Origin of the sequence: Leisingera sp. UBA4491 (genome assembly GCF_002388965.1) — a bacterium.
GTDB classification, from domain to species: domain Bacteria; phylum Pseudomonadota; class Alphaproteobacteria; order Rhodobacterales; family Rhodobacteraceae; genus Leisingera; species Leisingera aquaemixtae.
Genome location: NZ_DGNN01000013.1, coordinates 41838 through 56463, shown reverse-complemented (window position 1 = coordinate 56463; position 14626 = coordinate 41838). Strand labels below are relative to the sequence as shown.

The following is a 14626-nucleotide window of genomic DNA, read 5'->3' as shown; positions in this document are numbered from 1 at the left end:
CTGCCCCCGCGGCCCTGCGGGCCGCTCCCCCGGAGTTTTTGGCGAAAGATGAAAGACCGATCCGGCATCAAGGAAAAGCTGGTTGCCCAGGCGCTGGCGGAGGGGTTTGTCTCCTGCCGGGTCTGCCGCCCGTGGGATGTGCCGGAGGTGCCTGGACGGCTGCAGGTCTTTCTGGATGCGGGCTATCACGGGCAGATGGGCTGGATGGCGGAGCGGACCCATTGGCGGGGTGACCCGAGCCTGTTGTGGCCGGAGGCGCGGTCGGTGATCATGCTGGCGGAAAGCTATACGCCCGAAGAGGATCCGATGGCGGTGGTCGGGCAGGCGGATCGCGGCGCGGTTTCGGTCTATGCCCGCAACAAAGATTACCACGACCTGGTCAAGAAGCGGCTGAAACGGCTGGCGCGCTGGCTGATTGCGGAAGCCGGGGAGGATTGCGAGGTGAAGGTTTTTGTCGACACCGCACCGGTGCCGGAAAAGGCGCTGGGCCAGGCGGCAGGGCTGGGCTGGCAGGGCAAGCACAGCAATCTGGTGAGCCGGGACTGGGGGAATTGGGCCTTTTTAGGCTCTGTTTTCACCACGCTGGAGCTGCCTGCGGATGCGCCGGAGCGGGACCGCTGCGGGTCGTGCCGGGCCTGTCTGGACAGCTGCCCGACCGATGCCTTCCCAGCCCCGTACAAGGTCGATGCGCGGCGCTGCATCTCCTACCTCACCATCGAGCATAAAGGTCCGGTGGCGGAGGAACTGCGGGAGAAGATGGGCAACCGGATCTATGGCTGCGACGACTGTCTTGCGGCCTGTCCCTGGAACAAATTTGCGGTGGCCGCCAGCGACATGCGCTATGCCGCGCGCGAGGATCTGAAGGCGCCGAAGCTGGCGGAGCTTGCCGCCTTGGAGGATGCGGCGTTCCGGGAGATGTTCTCCGGCTCGCCCATCAAGCGGATCGGGCGCGACCGGTTTGTGCGCAATGTGCTCTATGCTATCGGCAATTCCGGCCTGGCGGAGCTGCGCGCGGTGGCGCAGGGGCTGGCGGAGGATCCGGATCCGGCGGTGGCGGATGCGGCGCGGTGGGCGGTTCAACGGCTTTCGTGACGCAAACAGGATGGACGGGCCGCAAATAGGCGTTACACCCAGTCCGGCGAACAGAGTTTGAGAGGGCTGGGCATGGCGTTGCTGCTGGGAGTGGACACGGGCGGAACCTATACCGATGCGGTGCTGATCCGCGACGAGAAGGAGGTGATCGCCTCTGCCAAGTCGCTGACCACGCGTCAGGATCTGGCGATCGGGGTCGGCGGCGCGATCCGGGCGGTGCTGGAGCAGTCCGGGGTGCAGCCGCAGGAGGTGTCGCTGGCGGCCCTGTCCACCACGCTGGCCACCAATGCGCTAGTCGAGGGGCAGGGCGGACGGGTGGCGCTGGTCTATGTCGGGTTTGCCGAGGCTGACCTGGACCGGCACGGGCTGCGGGACGCGCTGAAGGGCGATCCGGCGCTGGTGATCGGCGGCGGCCACACCCACGCGGGCAGCGAGGCGGCGCCGCTGGATGTCGGGGCGCTGGAGATGTTCCTGCGGACCGAGGGCCAGGGGGTGACCGGCTTTGCCGTGGCCGGGGTCTTTGCCACTCGCAATCCGGCGCATGAGATTGAGGCTGCGCGGATCATCCATGAGATAACCAGCGCGCCAGTCACCTGCTCGCACCATCTGTCGGCCAAGCTGAACGGGCCGAAACGGGCGGTGACGGCGGTGCTGAACGCGCGGCTGATCGGCATGATCGACCGGCTGATCGGGCGGGCGCAGGACACGCTGCGCGATCTGGGCATCGGGGCGCCGATGATGGTGGTGCGCGGCGACGGCGCGCTGATGAGCGGCGAGCAGGCGCGGGAGCGGCCGATCGAGACCATTCTGTCCGGGCCGGCGGCCTCGATTGTCGGGGCGCGCTGGATGACCGGGGCGGATCATGCGCTGGTGAGCGACATCGGCGGCACCACAACGGATGTGGCGCTGATCAGGGACGGCAAGCCGGCGATTGATCCGGCAGGAGCGCGGGTGGGTGAGTTCCGCACCATGGTGGAGGCGGTAGCGATGCGCACCACCGGCCTGGGTGGCGACAGCCAGGTGCATCTGAACACCAGCGGGCTGTCTGGCGGGCTGACATTGGGACCGCGCCGGGTGGTGCCGGTGTCGCTGATTGCGACCGATGCGCCCGATGTCGTGCATGCGGCCCTGGATGAGCAGCTGCGTAATTCCACCGCGGGCGAGTTTGACGGGCGCTTCGTCCGGGCGGTCCCTGGGGTGCCGGTGGCGGGCCTGAGCGAGCGGGAGGCCGGGCTGCTGGCGCGGATCGGGATGCAGGTGCATCCGCTGGGCCAGATCCTGCGCACCCGGATGGAGCATGGCTCGCTGGGCCGGCTGGTGGACCGCGGGCTGGTGCAAGTCTCCGGTGTGACGCCTTCGGATGCCAGCCATGTGCTGGGCCGGGTGGAGGCCTGGGACCGCGAGGCGGCGGAGAAGGCGCTGACGCTGTTTGTCCGCCGGCGGATAGGCAGTGGCGACATGGTGGCAAAAGACGCCGAAACCCTGGCGCAGATGATCATTGATCAGCTGACGGAGCAAACCGCTTTGACCTTGTTAGAGTCTGCTTTTGCCGAAGAAGCCGAGAGTTTTGGCCTGCCGGAGAAGGATTTGGCCCGGCATGTGCTGCTGCAAAGGGGCCTGGCCCGGCACCGTGGCCTGCTGGCGCTGGATGCGTCGCTGAATGTGGATGTGGTGGGGCTGGGCGCCTCTGCCCCCAGCTATTATCCGGCGGTGGGGGAGCGGCTGCATTGCAACATGATCCTGCCGGAACATGCCGGGGTGGCGAACGCCATCGGCGCGGTGGTGGGCCGGGTCACCATGCGGCGCAGCGGCACCGTGACGTCCCCGGCGGAGGGCAAGTACCGGGTGCATCTGGAGAGCGGCCCGGTGGATTTCCCGGCCTCAGACGAAGCACTGGCAGCGCTGGAGGCGGCCTTGGCAGAGGAGGCGCGCGGCGCAGCGGAGGAGGCCGGTGCCGAGGATATCCACGTGCATGTGGAGCGGGATATCCGCTTGGCGCAGGTGGAATCGCGGCAAGTGTTCGTCGAAGGCACGCTGACGGTGGAGGCCAGCGGCCGGCCGAGGGTGGCGCACGCCTAGGCGTCTTGAGCGCTAAAGCGGGTTTTCCGAAAACCCGCTGCCTCCGGCGGGGATATTTTGGGCCAGAAGAAGCAGGGGAGCTTGCTGCGGATCTGGCATGTGAAAAGCCCCGCCGGAGTGCGGCGGGGCTGAAAGCGGCCTGTTAGAGCCTATTCCGCAGCAGCGCCGCGTTTGGGCAGCACCCAGTCGGGGCGCGGGAAATGGCAGGTGTAGCCAGTGGGCAGCCGCTGCAGGTAATCCTGATGCTCCGGTTCCGCTTCCCAGAAATCACCTGCGGGTTCGACCTCAGTCACCACTTTGCCGGGCCAGATGCCGGAGGCGTCGACGTCGGCGATGGTGTCCTCGGCGACCGCTTTCTGGGTGTCGTCCAGGTAGTAGATCGCGGAGCGGTAGCTCATGCCGATGTCATTGCCCTGGCGGTTCAGGGTGGTCGGATCGTGGATCTGGAAGAAGAACTCCAGCAGCTCCCGGTAAGAGGTAACGGCAGGGTCGAAGACGATCTCGATCCCTTCGGCATGGGTGCCGTGGTTCCTGTAGGTGGCATTGGGGACATCGCCGCCGGTATAGCCGACGCGGGTGCTGATGACGCCCGGGCGCTTGCGGATCAGTTCCTGCATGCCCCAGAAACAGCCGCCTGCCAGGACGGCGCGTTCGGTGGTGCTCATTTCACGACCTCCACTTGGTTGATATAGGCGCCATAGCCCTCTGCCTCCATGTCGTCCAGATGGACAAACCGCAGGGAGGCGGAGTTGATGCAATAGCGCAGGCCGCCGCGGTCCATGGGGCCGTCCGGGAAGACATGGCCCAGGTGGCTGTCGCCATGGGTGGAGCGGACCTCGGTGCGGATCATGCCGAGGCTGCGGTCTTCCAGTTCCTGGATGTGGGCGGATTCGATGGGCTTGGTGAAGCTGGGCCAGCCGCAGCCCGATTCATACTTGTCGGAGGAGGCAAACAGCGGCTCGCCCGAGACGATGTCCACATAGATGCCCGGCTCCTTGTTATGGAGCAGCTTGCCGGTGCCGGGGCGTTCGGTGCCCGCGTTCTGGGTCACGTAGAACTCTTCCTCGGAGAGGGCGGCAATGGCGTCCGGGTTCTTGAAGTATTTGGTCATGGTGTCCTCCCGCCTGTTCGCGTTTGGTGCAGAACATGGGGTCTGGATGCGCAAATGCAAAGCCCTGTTACAGGCGGCTCGCAAAGCCGTGTGCTGCGGAGGCCGGGCCCGGGGACAGATGCTCGGTCAGGCAGCGAAGGCACTAGCGAGGTCTCCAGGCAGGTCGAACTCCCGCAGCACCCGGGCGCGGGCGTCTGCCGACATCTTGCGCGCGGTCTTTTCCACGATGCGCTGCACCTTGTCGGCGGGGTGCTTGGCAGCGAAGGGGGCAAAATACCACTTGAGGAAGACAAAGCAGATGATGTCCTCCAGCGCCTGCACCTGGGCGTCGCGCTTGATCCCCTCCTTGCGCAGCATCTTGGCTGCGGCCTCCGTGTCTTCGGCGCCATAGCCTGCGTTCTGCATCAGCGAGGTGACCACATCGGCGTGATGAACAGCCTCGGCCTTGCGCCAGGCGAGGTAGCCGGCCCGGCCTTCGGGGAAGGCCTCGCGGGCCAGCTTCCAGCGTTCCACATGCTGGCCGCGGGCGGCGATCTGCAGCACCTCGGTGGCGTCCGGGAACAGGCGTTGCTGCTCCTGGCTCATCCGCTGGCCATAAAGCAGCGCGGCGGGCTGGCCGTCTTCCAGGGTGGGGTCCTGGGCGTTGGCGGCGTCGATCGCCTCCAGCACCTGTGTCAATTGCGCGCTCATGCCGCGTCCTCCGGTTGGGATCTTGAGATCAGATTAAGCGGTAAGCGCGGAGAGGCGCAACGGGCCGCGCCGCCTTGGCGGCGCCGCGCCCAAGGAGCGGGGGCGGGTGTCAGCCCGGCTTTGCCGCGCGGGAGAGCTCCGCCTTGGGCCGGTCCGCCTGCCTGGCGAGCTGGACGGCCAGGATACCGCCTGTGACGATGGCGACACCCAGCAAGTCAAGCGGGCCCAGTTTTTCGCCCAGCAGGACGCTGGCAACGGCAACGCCGAACACCGGATTCAGGAAATGGAAGGTGGCCGCGCGCACCGCGCCGATGCGGTTCAGCAGCAGCACCCAGATGAAGGTGGCGGTCAGGCCTGGCACAATGGTCGTGTAGGTGAAGGCAGCGGCCAGGCGCCAGGTGGGGGTGACAAAAATCTCCTCTGTCAGCGGCGCGGCCATGAACAGGACGGCCGAGCCGATCAGCATCTGCAGACCGACCACCATCATGAAATTTCCGCCGGAGGTGGCACCGCGCAGGGCGAGGGTTGCGGCGGTCAGTGCCAGCACGCCGATGACGCACAGGCCGACACCCAGCAGGTCGACACCGGCGCTGAGCCGCGTGCTCATGATCAGGGCAACACCCAGGATGCCTGCGGCGAGGCCGGCATAACCCAGCGGCCGCAGCCGTTCGCCGAACAGCGCCCAGCCTGCCAGCGCCACCAGAAGCGGCATGGTGGAGGCGATGATGGCGGCCAGAGAGGCCTCGATCCATTGCATGGCGATAAAGTTCAGGCCGAGGTACAGCGCGTTCTGGCAGATGCCGAAGATCACCGTGGCCCGCCACTGGCCCGGCGTCAGCCGCCAGGTCTGCCCCAGGGCACGGGCGATGGCGACGCCGATCAGCCCGGAGATCAGGAACCGTACCGCCAGGGAAAACAATGGCGAGGCGTCCTGGACGATGATCCTGGCCGAGGTGAAGGCGGAGGACCACATCAGGGCAAAGGCCAGCCCCATGGCAATAGCGCGCGCATCCATCGTGAATTCCTTTCTCCCGCGGTGGACCTTCCGGAATATGCGGGCAGAGATCAAGCCGGGCGGGACCGGTGTCAGCTGAGCCGGGCCGCCAGAATCTGCCAGCTGGCGGCGCCGAAGGCAGCGGCAAAGGCGGCCTCAAATCCACGGCGCAGGCGGATGTAGACGCGGCTGGCCGCCTGGCTGGAGAACAGCAGCGCGTAGCCGTGGAAGATCAGGGTGCTTTGCACCGCGATGGCGGCCATCACCAGCAGCAGCGCCGATACAGAGGTGCCGGGAGGCAGGCCGATGGCGTAGAGCGCGCCGAAGAACAGCACCGCCTTGGGGTTGGTCAGATGCAGCGCCAGACCTTTGCCATAGGCGCTCCGCAGCGTTGGCGCGGCGGCGGCGCGCAGCATTGGCGCACCGGGGCGCAGGGCCGACCGGGCGGAGCGGATGGCAAGGTACATAAGGTATCCAGCGCCGGCATAGCGGACCGCCTCGAACATCCAGGCGTTGGCCAGCATCACCGCGCCCAGCCCGAACGCGGCGGAGACCGACCAGATCAGCGAACCGGTGCAGACCCCCGCGGCCAGCGCCAGACCGGGTTTGCGGCCATGCTGCATCGAGGTGCCGGCAATGGTCAGCGTCGCCGGGCCAGGGCTGGCGGCGCCCAGGAAGGCGGCTGCCAGGATCATCACCAGATTGACGTTTTCCATGATGCCCTCCCTTGGCCGCCACCCAAAGGATGCGTGTGCCGGGCGGTTCTGGCAAGCGGCAACGCTGCGGCGGCGGACGAACCGTCGGCCGGCACGGCCCGCCAGGCAAAAGAAAAGGGCCGCCCGCGGGGGCAGCCCTGAAACCGTCCGGATGATGTCCGGGATCAGCCGTTGACGCTGTCTTTCAGCGCTTTGGCGATGGTCATCTTGACCACCTTGTCGGCTTCCTTGGTGAATTTCTCACCAGTTGCCGGGTTGCGCACTTCGCGCTCGGGGCGCTCGCGGCAGTAGATTTTGCCGACGCCCGGCAGAGTCACGGCACCGCCGCCCGACACTTCGCGGGTGATCAGCGAGCAGACCGCTTCCAGCGCAGAACCTGCAGTTTTCTTGTCACTGCCCATTTCCTCGGCCAGTGCGGCAACAAGCTGGGTTTTGGTCATCGGTTTGGACATTCTTCGTCTCCTTAAAGCTGCCCGAACTGTGGGGCCTCATCGCGAGACATTATCGTTATGTTGTATGGTAACACAACTTCTTGTGTGCTCCGTATAAGGGAAAACAGGCATTTTTTGCCGGAAAACAGCGAAAATCAGCCTTAAAGGAAGGCGGTTTCGTCGAACGAACGCAATTTCCGGCTGTGCAGCCGCTCCAAAGGCATGCCGCGCAAACGCTCCATTGCTCTTATGCCGATTTGCAGATGGCGTGCAACCTGGGTCCGGTAAAAGTCCGACGCCATGCCCGGCAGCTTCAGCTCGCCGTGCAGCGGTTTGTCAGAAACGCAGAGCAGCGTGCCGTAGGGCACCCGGAAGCGGTAGCCGTTGGCGGCGATGGTGGCGCTTTCCATGTCCAGCGCGATGGCGCGGGATTGGGACAGGCGCTGCACCGGGCCGGACTGGTCGCGCAGTTCCCAGTTGCGGTTGTCGATGGTGGCGACAGTGCCGGTGCGCATGATCCGCTTGAGGTCAAAGCCTTCGTATTCGGTGATCTCCGCCACCGCTTCCTCCAGCGCGACCTGGATTTCGGCCAGGGCCGGGATCGGGGTCCAGATCGGCAGGTCGTCGTCCAGCACGTGGTCTTCGCGCAGGTAGCCATGCGCCAGCACGAAGTCCCCCAGCGCCTGGGTATTCCGCAGGCCCGCGCAATGGCCGACCATCAGCCAGGCGTGCGGGCGCAGCACCGCAATGTGGTCGGTGGCGGTCTTGGCGTTGGAGGGGCCGACGCCGATGTTGACCAGGGTGATGCCGTTCCCGTCGTCCCGCTTCAAGTGATAGGTCGGCATCTGCGGCAGCTTGGCGATGTCCGGGATCTTTGCCGATGGATCGGTGATCTGGTGATCGCCGGTGCTGACAAAGCTGGTGTAGCCGGAATTGGGGTCCGCCAGCTGGGCGCGGGCATAGGCTTCGAATTCGGCCACGTAGAACTGGTAGTTGGTGAACAGCACGTGGTTCTGGAAATGCTCGGTGCTGGTGGCGGTGTAATGGGTCAGCCGGGCCAGCGAGTAGTCGACGCGCTGGGCGGTGAACAGCGACAGCGGGCCGATGCCGTTGGCCGGCTGGTAGGTGCCGTTGACGATGTCGTCGTTGGTGGTCGACAGGTCCGGCACATCAAAGACGTCGCGCAGGGTGAAACCGGCGGCGCCGTCCTGGGGCACGGTGAGATCCGGGCGCGAGGCGACCGCAAAATGCACCGGGATCGGGGTGGCCGACACGCCGATGGTCACCGGCTGGCCGTGGTTGCGGATCAGGAGGCCGATCTGCTGGATCAGGTAATTGCGGAACAGGTCCGGCCGCGTCACCGTGGTGGCATAGGTGCCGGGCGCAGAGACATGGCCGAAGCTGAGGCGGCTGTCCACCTGGGCGAAGGTCAGGGTGGAAAAGCGGATCTCCGGGTAAAAGGCGCGGATGCGCTGGTTGTCCGGCGCGCCGTCGGCCATCGCCCGGGAGAACTCCTCGCAGATGAAGCCGGTGGCCTGCCGGTACAGCAACTCCAGCCGGTCGACGGCCTCGGTCGCGTCGTTGAAGCTTTCGTCCGGCGGATGGCCGGGGTGTTTTGTTGTTATCATTGCACGGGCTCGATCACCGGAATTTTCTGGAAAGTGCGGACGTCGACAAGGCCCAGGTCGGAAATCCGGAGTTCCGGGATCACCACCAGCGCCAGCAGCGAATGCTGCATATAGGCGTTGTTCAGGCTGCAGCCGCAGGCCTGCATCGCCTCAACCATCTTCTGCGCCTTGGCGGCGACATCGGTTGCGGGGCTGTCGGACATCAGGCCTGCGATCGGAAGCTCAATCAGAGCAAGCTCCTCACCATCCTTATAAAGGGTAATGCCGCCGCCCGCCTCGGCAAGCCGGTTGGCGGCCAGCGCCATCTGTTCGCGGTCGGTGCCGACCACGATCATGTGATGGCTGTCATGCGCCACGGTGGAGGCCATCGCCATCTTGCCGGTATAGCCGAAGCCCGAGACAAAGGCATTGGTGACGCCGCCAGTGGCGCGGTGGCGCTCGACCAGGGCGATCTGGCAGACATCGCCGCTGCCCTCGACCAGCCCGTCCACCACCGGCAGCTCCGCCTGCAGCGCCTTGGTCGGGGCCTGGTTTTCCACCACGCCAATCACATTGGCGGTGACCGCATTGGCGCCTTCGGGCGCGGTGAGTTCAAAATCCTGCGCTGTTAGCTCATGCCCCAGATGGACGGTGCCGCGGGCGCTGGCGGGCCAGTCGTAATGCGGGCAATCTACCTTGATAGAGCCTGATTCCGCCACGATTTGCCCGCGGGCGATCACCACTTCTATGGGCAGTTCGGTGAGGCTTGAGGTCAGGATCACATCGGCGCGCCGCCCGGGGGTGATGGAGCCGATCTCCCGCTCCAGCCCGAAATGGGTGGCGGTGTTGATGGTGGCCATCTGCAGGGCGACAACCGGGTCGCAGCCGCAGGCAATGGCGTGGCGCACCACCCGGTTCATGTGGCCGTCATTGACCAGTGTGCCCGAATGGCAATCGTCGGTGCAGAGGATGAAGTTGCGCGGATCGAGGCCCTTCTTGGTCACCGCGGTGATCTGGCTTTCGACGTCATACCAGGCAGAGCCCAGCCGCATCATCGAGCGCATCCCCTGGCGCACCCGGGCGATGGCGTCGGCTTCGCAGGTGCCTTCATGGTCATCCGCCGGGCCGCCCGCCACATAGGCCGCAAAATCCGGGCCGAGGTCGGGGGAGGCATAGTGGCCGCCCACCGTCTTGCCCGCGCGCTGAGTGGCGGCGATTTCGGCCAGCATCTTGGGGTCGGCATTGGCGACGCCGGGGAAGTTCATCATCTCGCCCAGACCGATGATTCCGGGCCAGTTCATAGCCTCTTCCACATCCTCGGCGGAGATTTCGTAACCTGTGGTCTCCAGCCCCGGTGCGGAGGGCGCGCAGCTGGGCATCTGGGTGAAGATGTTTACGGGCTGCATCAGCGCTTCGTCATGCATGTAGCGCACGCCGTCCAGACCCAGCACATTGGCAATCTCATGCGGGTCGGTGAACATCGAGGTAGTGCCATGCGGGATCACCGCGCGGGCAAATTCCGCGGGGGTCAGCATGCCGCTTTCAATATGCATGTGGGCATCGCACAGGCCGGGGATCATGTAGCGGCCGTTGGCCTCGATGATCTGCGTCTTTGGCCCGGTGCAATAGGAGGCATCCGGCCCGACATAGGCGATACGGCCCGCCTTGATCGCAATATCATGGTCCGGCAGCTGCTCGCGGGTGTGGACGTTGACCCAGATGCCCTTGCGGATCACCGTGTCGGCCGGCGCGCGGCCTGCGGCGACTTCGATCAATTGCGGGGCGGTGTCGGGCCAGCTTGGGAAAATGTTATCTGACATAATCCAATTGTTCCGATTGCAGGCGGGAAGGCAAGCGGATTGCTTGCATTGCCATCAAAGCTTCATGCGGGCGGTGGAAAGGCACCGAAGACTGACGCATTTGGCATTGCCGCGGCAGAACGATCGCTTGCAGGATGGTTCTGCTGTTCTTGGAGAGGGCCTGGCATGGACTACCAAACGGTGGATGGAGACAGCTTCGGACGGTCCCTGAGCGGGATCGGGATCAATCTGCTAGTGCGGGATGTTCCGGCAGAAGTTGCCTTTTTAGAGACTGTTTTGGGCATGAAGGGCCATCAGGTGACGCAGGATTTTGCCATCGTTACCTATGGCGGACAGGTCTTTCAGCTGCACAGAGACGGGACCTATGCGGAAAATCCGCTGCTGGGGCTGCTGCCGGAAACCCCGCCGCGCGGCGCCGGGATCGAGATCCGCCTGTATGATACCGATCCGGATGAGGCCGTGGCGCGGGCGGAGGCAGCGGGGGTCATCATCCTGCAGGCGCCCGCGGACAAGCCGCACGGCCTGCGCGAGGCCTACATCCTGTGTGATAACGGCTACGCCTGGGTGCCCAGCCGGCCCAAGGGGTAAGCGGCGGGAATTCCTCCCCTTTCGCTGCGGCGATGGCCGGTCCATGCTGGGCGGAACCGTTTGGATGCCGCGAGGGACCGCTGATGCACGCCATTGCCGATACAACTGCCTTGGTCGAGGAAGGGGTGCTGACCCCGGATCAGGCCCGCACCATCGAGGCGCGCTCGCGCGAAGTGATGGTGTCGCTGGCGGTGAATGCGATCCTGTGTTTCGGGATCATCGCCGCCACTGCCGGGTTCATCTTCTGGCTGGCGGACCCGCTGGCGGTGGCAGTGACCGGCATCCTGATGCTGGGCGGCGGGCTGGCGGTGCTGGCGCGCGGCGGCGAGATGTTGCGGATGTTCGGCAATTCCGCCACGCTGATCGGCGCGGGCATGCTGATGGGCGGCGCCGGGATCGAGCTGGTGGACAAATACGAGGACATCGCCGGCTGGGTGATGCTGCCCGCCGGCGCGCTGGTGGCGCTGATCTGCACTTGGCGCTGGCGGCACGGGGCCTGGTCCACGGGGTTTGTGCTGGGCGCGATCCTGCTGATGGGGCTGGCCATGCATCTTGCGGCGATCGAGCTGCTGCTGCAGCAATACGGCATCGGCTCGCCGCTGCGGAACCTGGCACTGCTGTATTATGCGGCGGCGCTGGCCCTGGCAGGCTGGCAGGTTGATGTGCGCTTTGTCACCGCGCTGGCGATTGCGCCCTTTGCACAGATGCTGGAGACCGGCACCGGCTATTTCCATGCGGCTTATGTGTTCTATTCGCCGGAATCGACGCTGACGATCCTGCAGATGGTGCTGCTGATCGTGTTCTGTGTCTGGGGCGCGTCCCGGCTGGCTGAGCGCGACGCCCGGCATCTGCGCATCCTGGCGATCCTGGGGTTTGTGGTTGCAAACCTCTGCGCGCTGGTCGGCTCGCTGTGGGGGGATGTCGTTGGCGAAACCGTCTGGGGCCCGGGCCGCTTCAGCGATGGCTACGAGGACTGGGACGCCTTTTCTGCCGCCCGCGATGCCTTCCGCGACAGCGCGCTGTTCATTTCCGAGAACGTCTATTCGGTGCTGTGGGCGGTGGTGCTGGCGGCGGTTATCTTCTGGGCGGCGCAGCGGCATCAGCGCGGGCTGTTCAACGCGGCGCTGACCTTTGCCGCGATCCATGCCTATACGCAGATCTTCGAATCCTTCGCGGATGAGCCGCTGGCCTATGTGATCGGCGGTCTGGCCGCGATCCCGCTGGCCTGGGGATTGTGGCGGCTGAACCAGTGGATGGCCGCCAAACAGGGCTAACGGTGGGCGGAATCGCCCACCCTACGTAGGGTGGGCAATTTGCCCACCACCGCGCAAGGTCCGCGGAGTGACACCAAACTCCGCTTTGAACGCCCGCGTGAGGGCGCTCGGGTCGTCATAGCCGCAGCGCAGGGCAATCTCCGATACGCTCAAAACAGTCTCTAACACGAGCTTTCTGGCCTGTATCAACCGCAGCCGACGGTAGACGGCCTGCGGCGTTGCCCCCAGTTCGGCCTTCATCCGGGCCTCCAGACCCTTCTGGCTGCGGCCTGCTTTCCTGGCCACGGCAGCAATCGGCAAGGGCGCTTCCAAGTTAGCCTGCATCACCGCAACCGCGCGGGCCACGGACTTGCCGCGCACCAGGATCGGGTCCTGTGTCTCCGTCGCCTCGGGCGCCATGAACAGGGCGGCGACCTCCAGCCGCAGGGCGGCGCCGTGCTGCTCGCCAATCAGCTCCATCATGGTGTCAAAGGCGGCAAGCGCGCCGGTGCAGGTGATGCGGTTGCCATCCCAAACCTGGCGGGCGCGTTCGGCCTGGACCTCAGGGAAAGCCTCGGTGAAGCGGCCCAGCTCCTCCCAATGGATTGTGGCCCGCCGCCCGTCCAGCAGCCCGGCGCCTGCCAGCAGCCAGGCGCCGGTGTCAAACCCCGCCAGTCGCTTGTAGCGGCGCGCGGCGGACTTAAGCGCCCGGGCGGTGGCCACGGTGGCATGGCGCAGGAAGTCATAAGACGGCATCGCGATCAGCAAATCGCCGCTGCATTCGCCTAGCTGCCCATGCGCCCGCACCTCCATGCCGGACGAGGACACCGCCGGTGCGCCGTCCAGAGTCAGGAACCGCCAGGCATAGGCCTGCCGCCCGGCAAAGGTGTTGGCCGCCCGCAGCGGCTCCACCGTGTTGGCCAGGCAATGGGCGGAGAAGGCGTCAAACAGCAGCACATCAATTTGCTGCAACGCAGCAGTATCTTTTGTCCAATTCCGCATGATTATTTCTATCTCTGCACGATAGGCGCACGCAAGCGGCGTACTCTGATCCGCAACAGATTTGCCAAGGAAGACCGCCATGCAGTTCGGGATGACCGAAGAACAGTCTATGATCGTCGAAACCACCCGCGCCTTTGTGGAAAAGGAGCTCTATCCGCATGAGGCGGAGATCGAGCGCACTGGCCATTTGGACATGGATGTGATCCGCGATGTGCAGAAGAAGGCGATGGAAGCCGGGCTCTATGCGGCCAACATGCCCGAGGAGGTGGGCGGTGCCGGCCTCGATACCCTGACCTGGCTGATGTACGAAAAGGAACTGGGCCGTGCCAATTACGCGCTGCACTGGACCGGCGTTGCGCGCCCGTCGAATATCCTGCTGGCCGGCACACAGGAGCAGAAAGAAAAGTACCTGTTTCCCTGCATGAAGGGAGAGAAATGGGATTGCCTCGCGATGACAGAGCCGGATGCAGGTTCCGACCTGCGCGGCATGAAGGCGACTGCGCGCAAGGATGGCGATGACTGGATCCTGAACGGCACCAAGCATTTCATCAGCCACGCGGACATTGCCGATTTCGCCATCTGCTTCATGGCCACCGGGGTCGAGGACACGCCGCGCGGGCCCAAGAAGAAGATCACCGCCTTCTTCGTCGACAAGGGCACGCCGGGATTTGAGGTGCGCGACGGCTACGGCAACGTCAGCCACCGCGGCTATACAAACTCGGTGCTGGAGTTTGACGATTGCCGCCTGCCGTCCTCTGCCATTCTGGGTGAGGCGGACAAAGGGTTCGAGGTTGCCAACACCTGGCTGGGCGCCACCCGCCTGCAAGTGGCCGCCACCTGCCTGGGACGTGCTGAGCGCGCACTGCAACACTCGGTGGAATACGCCGCCGAGCGCAAGCAGTTCGGCCAGCAGATCGGCAAGTTCCAGGGCATTTCCTTCAAGCTGGCCGACATGGCGTTGGAGCTGAAGGCGGCGAACCTCCTGACCTGGGAAGCTGGCTGGAAGTTCGATCAGGGCACTGTGACTGAGGCCGACATGTCGATGGCCAAGCTGAAGGCAACCGAGATGCTGGCCTTTGTCGCCGATGAGGCGATCCAGATTCACGGCGGCATGGGGCTGATGGATGAACTGCCGCTGGAACGCATCTGGCGCGACGCGCGGGTGGAGCGTATCTGGGAAGGCACCAGTGAAATCCAGCGGCACATCATCAGCCGCGAGATGCTGCGCGCCGTCGGAGGCTGA

Annotated in this window: 14 protein-coding genes; 5 read left to right on the top strand and 9 right to left on the bottom strand. The window is 65.3% G+C overall.

Translation table 11 applies throughout. The features are described 5' to 3' along the window. The first annotated feature begins 48 nt into the window (after window positions 1-48). Both queG and B2P87_RS06130 read left to right on the top strand, forming a co-directional pair. Window positions 49-1092, top strand: coding sequence for a tRNA epoxyqueuosine(34) reductase QueG (gene queG, locus B2P87_RS06135; RefSeq protein WP_141891699.1), 1044 nt, complete (start codon window positions 49-51; stop codon window positions 1090-1092). Window positions 1093-1164: 72 nt separating this feature from the next. Further along, complete coding sequence (locus tag B2P87_RS06130) at window positions 1165-3171, top strand: hydantoinase/oxoprolinase N-terminal domain-containing protein (RefSeq protein ID WP_141891700.1); 2007 nt, start codon at window positions 1165-1167, stop codon at window positions 3169-3171. A 149-nt stretch (window positions 3172-3320) separates the two neighbouring features. Here B2P87_RS06130 and msrA read toward each other — a convergent pair whose 3' ends face one another. The 8 genes from msrA to ade form a co-directional block, all read right to left on the bottom strand. Further along, the gene (msrA, locus tag B2P87_RS06125) at window positions 3321-3836 is read right to left on the bottom strand and encodes a peptide-methionine (S)-S-oxide reductase MsrA (RefSeq protein ID WP_141891701.1); all 516 of its coding nucleotides are present in this window, start codon (window positions 3834-3836) and stop codon (window positions 3321-3323) included. Next, window positions 3833-4282: a peptide-methionine (R)-S-oxide reductase MsrB gene (gene msrB, locus B2P87_RS06120; RefSeq protein WP_058287416.1), complete on the bottom strand. Its 450-nt coding sequence runs from the start codon at window positions 4280-4282 to the stop codon at window positions 3833-3835. Before msrB ends, msrA begins: the two co-directional genes overlap by 4 nt. A gap of 126 nt (window positions 4283-4408) precedes the next feature. Then, a complete protein-coding gene (locus B2P87_RS06115; protein WP_058287417.1) occupies window positions 4409-4972 on the bottom strand; it encodes a DUF4202 domain-containing protein in 564 nt (187 codons plus the stop codon). Window positions 4973-5081: 109 nt separating this feature from the next. Beyond that, entirely contained in the window at window positions 5082-5987 is a 906-nt protein-coding gene (locus tag B2P87_RS06110) for a DMT family transporter (protein ID WP_141891702.1), read from the bottom strand. 71 nt (window positions 5988-6058) lie between these two features. After that, on the bottom strand, window positions 6059-6682 hold the full coding sequence (locus B2P87_RS06105) for a LysE family translocator (protein ID WP_141891703.1): 624 nt from the start codon (window positions 6680-6682) through the stop codon (window positions 6059-6061). Between the two features lie 164 nt (window positions 6683-6846). Then, on the bottom strand, window positions 6847-7134 hold the full coding sequence (locus tag B2P87_RS06100) for an HU family DNA-binding protein (RefSeq protein ID WP_008553440.1): 288 nt from the start codon (window positions 7132-7134) through the stop codon (window positions 6847-6849). A 140-nt stretch (window positions 7135-7274) separates the two neighbouring features. Beyond that, on the bottom strand, window positions 7275-8741 hold the full coding sequence (locus B2P87_RS06095) for an AMP nucleosidase (RefSeq protein ID WP_141891704.1): 1467 nt from the start codon (window positions 8739-8741) through the stop codon (window positions 7275-7277). Then, window positions 8738-10540, bottom strand: coding sequence for an adenine deaminase (gene ade, locus B2P87_RS06090; protein ID WP_141891705.1), 1803 nt, complete (start codon window positions 10538-10540; stop codon window positions 8738-8740). The genes B2P87_RS06095 and ade overlap by 4 nt, the downstream gene beginning before the upstream one ends. A gap of 165 nt (window positions 10541-10705) precedes the next feature. Between ade and B2P87_RS06085 the strand changes: the two genes are divergently transcribed. After that, window positions 10706-11128: a VOC family protein gene (locus B2P87_RS06085; protein WP_141891706.1), complete on the top strand. Its 423-nt coding sequence runs from the start codon at window positions 10706-10708 to the stop codon at window positions 11126-11128. A gap of 83 nt (window positions 11129-11211) precedes the next feature. Beyond that, window positions 11212-12402 (top strand): hypothetical protein, encoded by a 1191-nt coding sequence (locus B2P87_RS06080; protein WP_208764506.1) that lies wholly within the window; start codon window positions 11212-11214, stop codon window positions 12400-12402. Window positions 12403-12423: 21 nt separating this feature from the next. Here the strand turns inward: B2P87_RS06080 and B2P87_RS06075 are convergent, their stop codons facing one another. Further along, complete coding sequence (locus B2P87_RS06075) at window positions 12424-13383, bottom strand: GlxA family transcriptional regulator (protein WP_141891707.1); 960 nt, start codon at window positions 13381-13383, stop codon at window positions 12424-12426. 79 nt (window positions 13384-13462) lie between these two features. On the opposite strand from B2P87_RS06075, the gene B2P87_RS06070 reads away from it, so the two are divergent. Continuing rightward, window positions 13463-14626: an acyl-CoA dehydrogenase family protein gene (locus B2P87_RS06070; protein WP_141891708.1), complete on the top strand. Its 1164-nt coding sequence runs from the start codon at window positions 13463-13465 to the stop codon at window positions 14624-14626.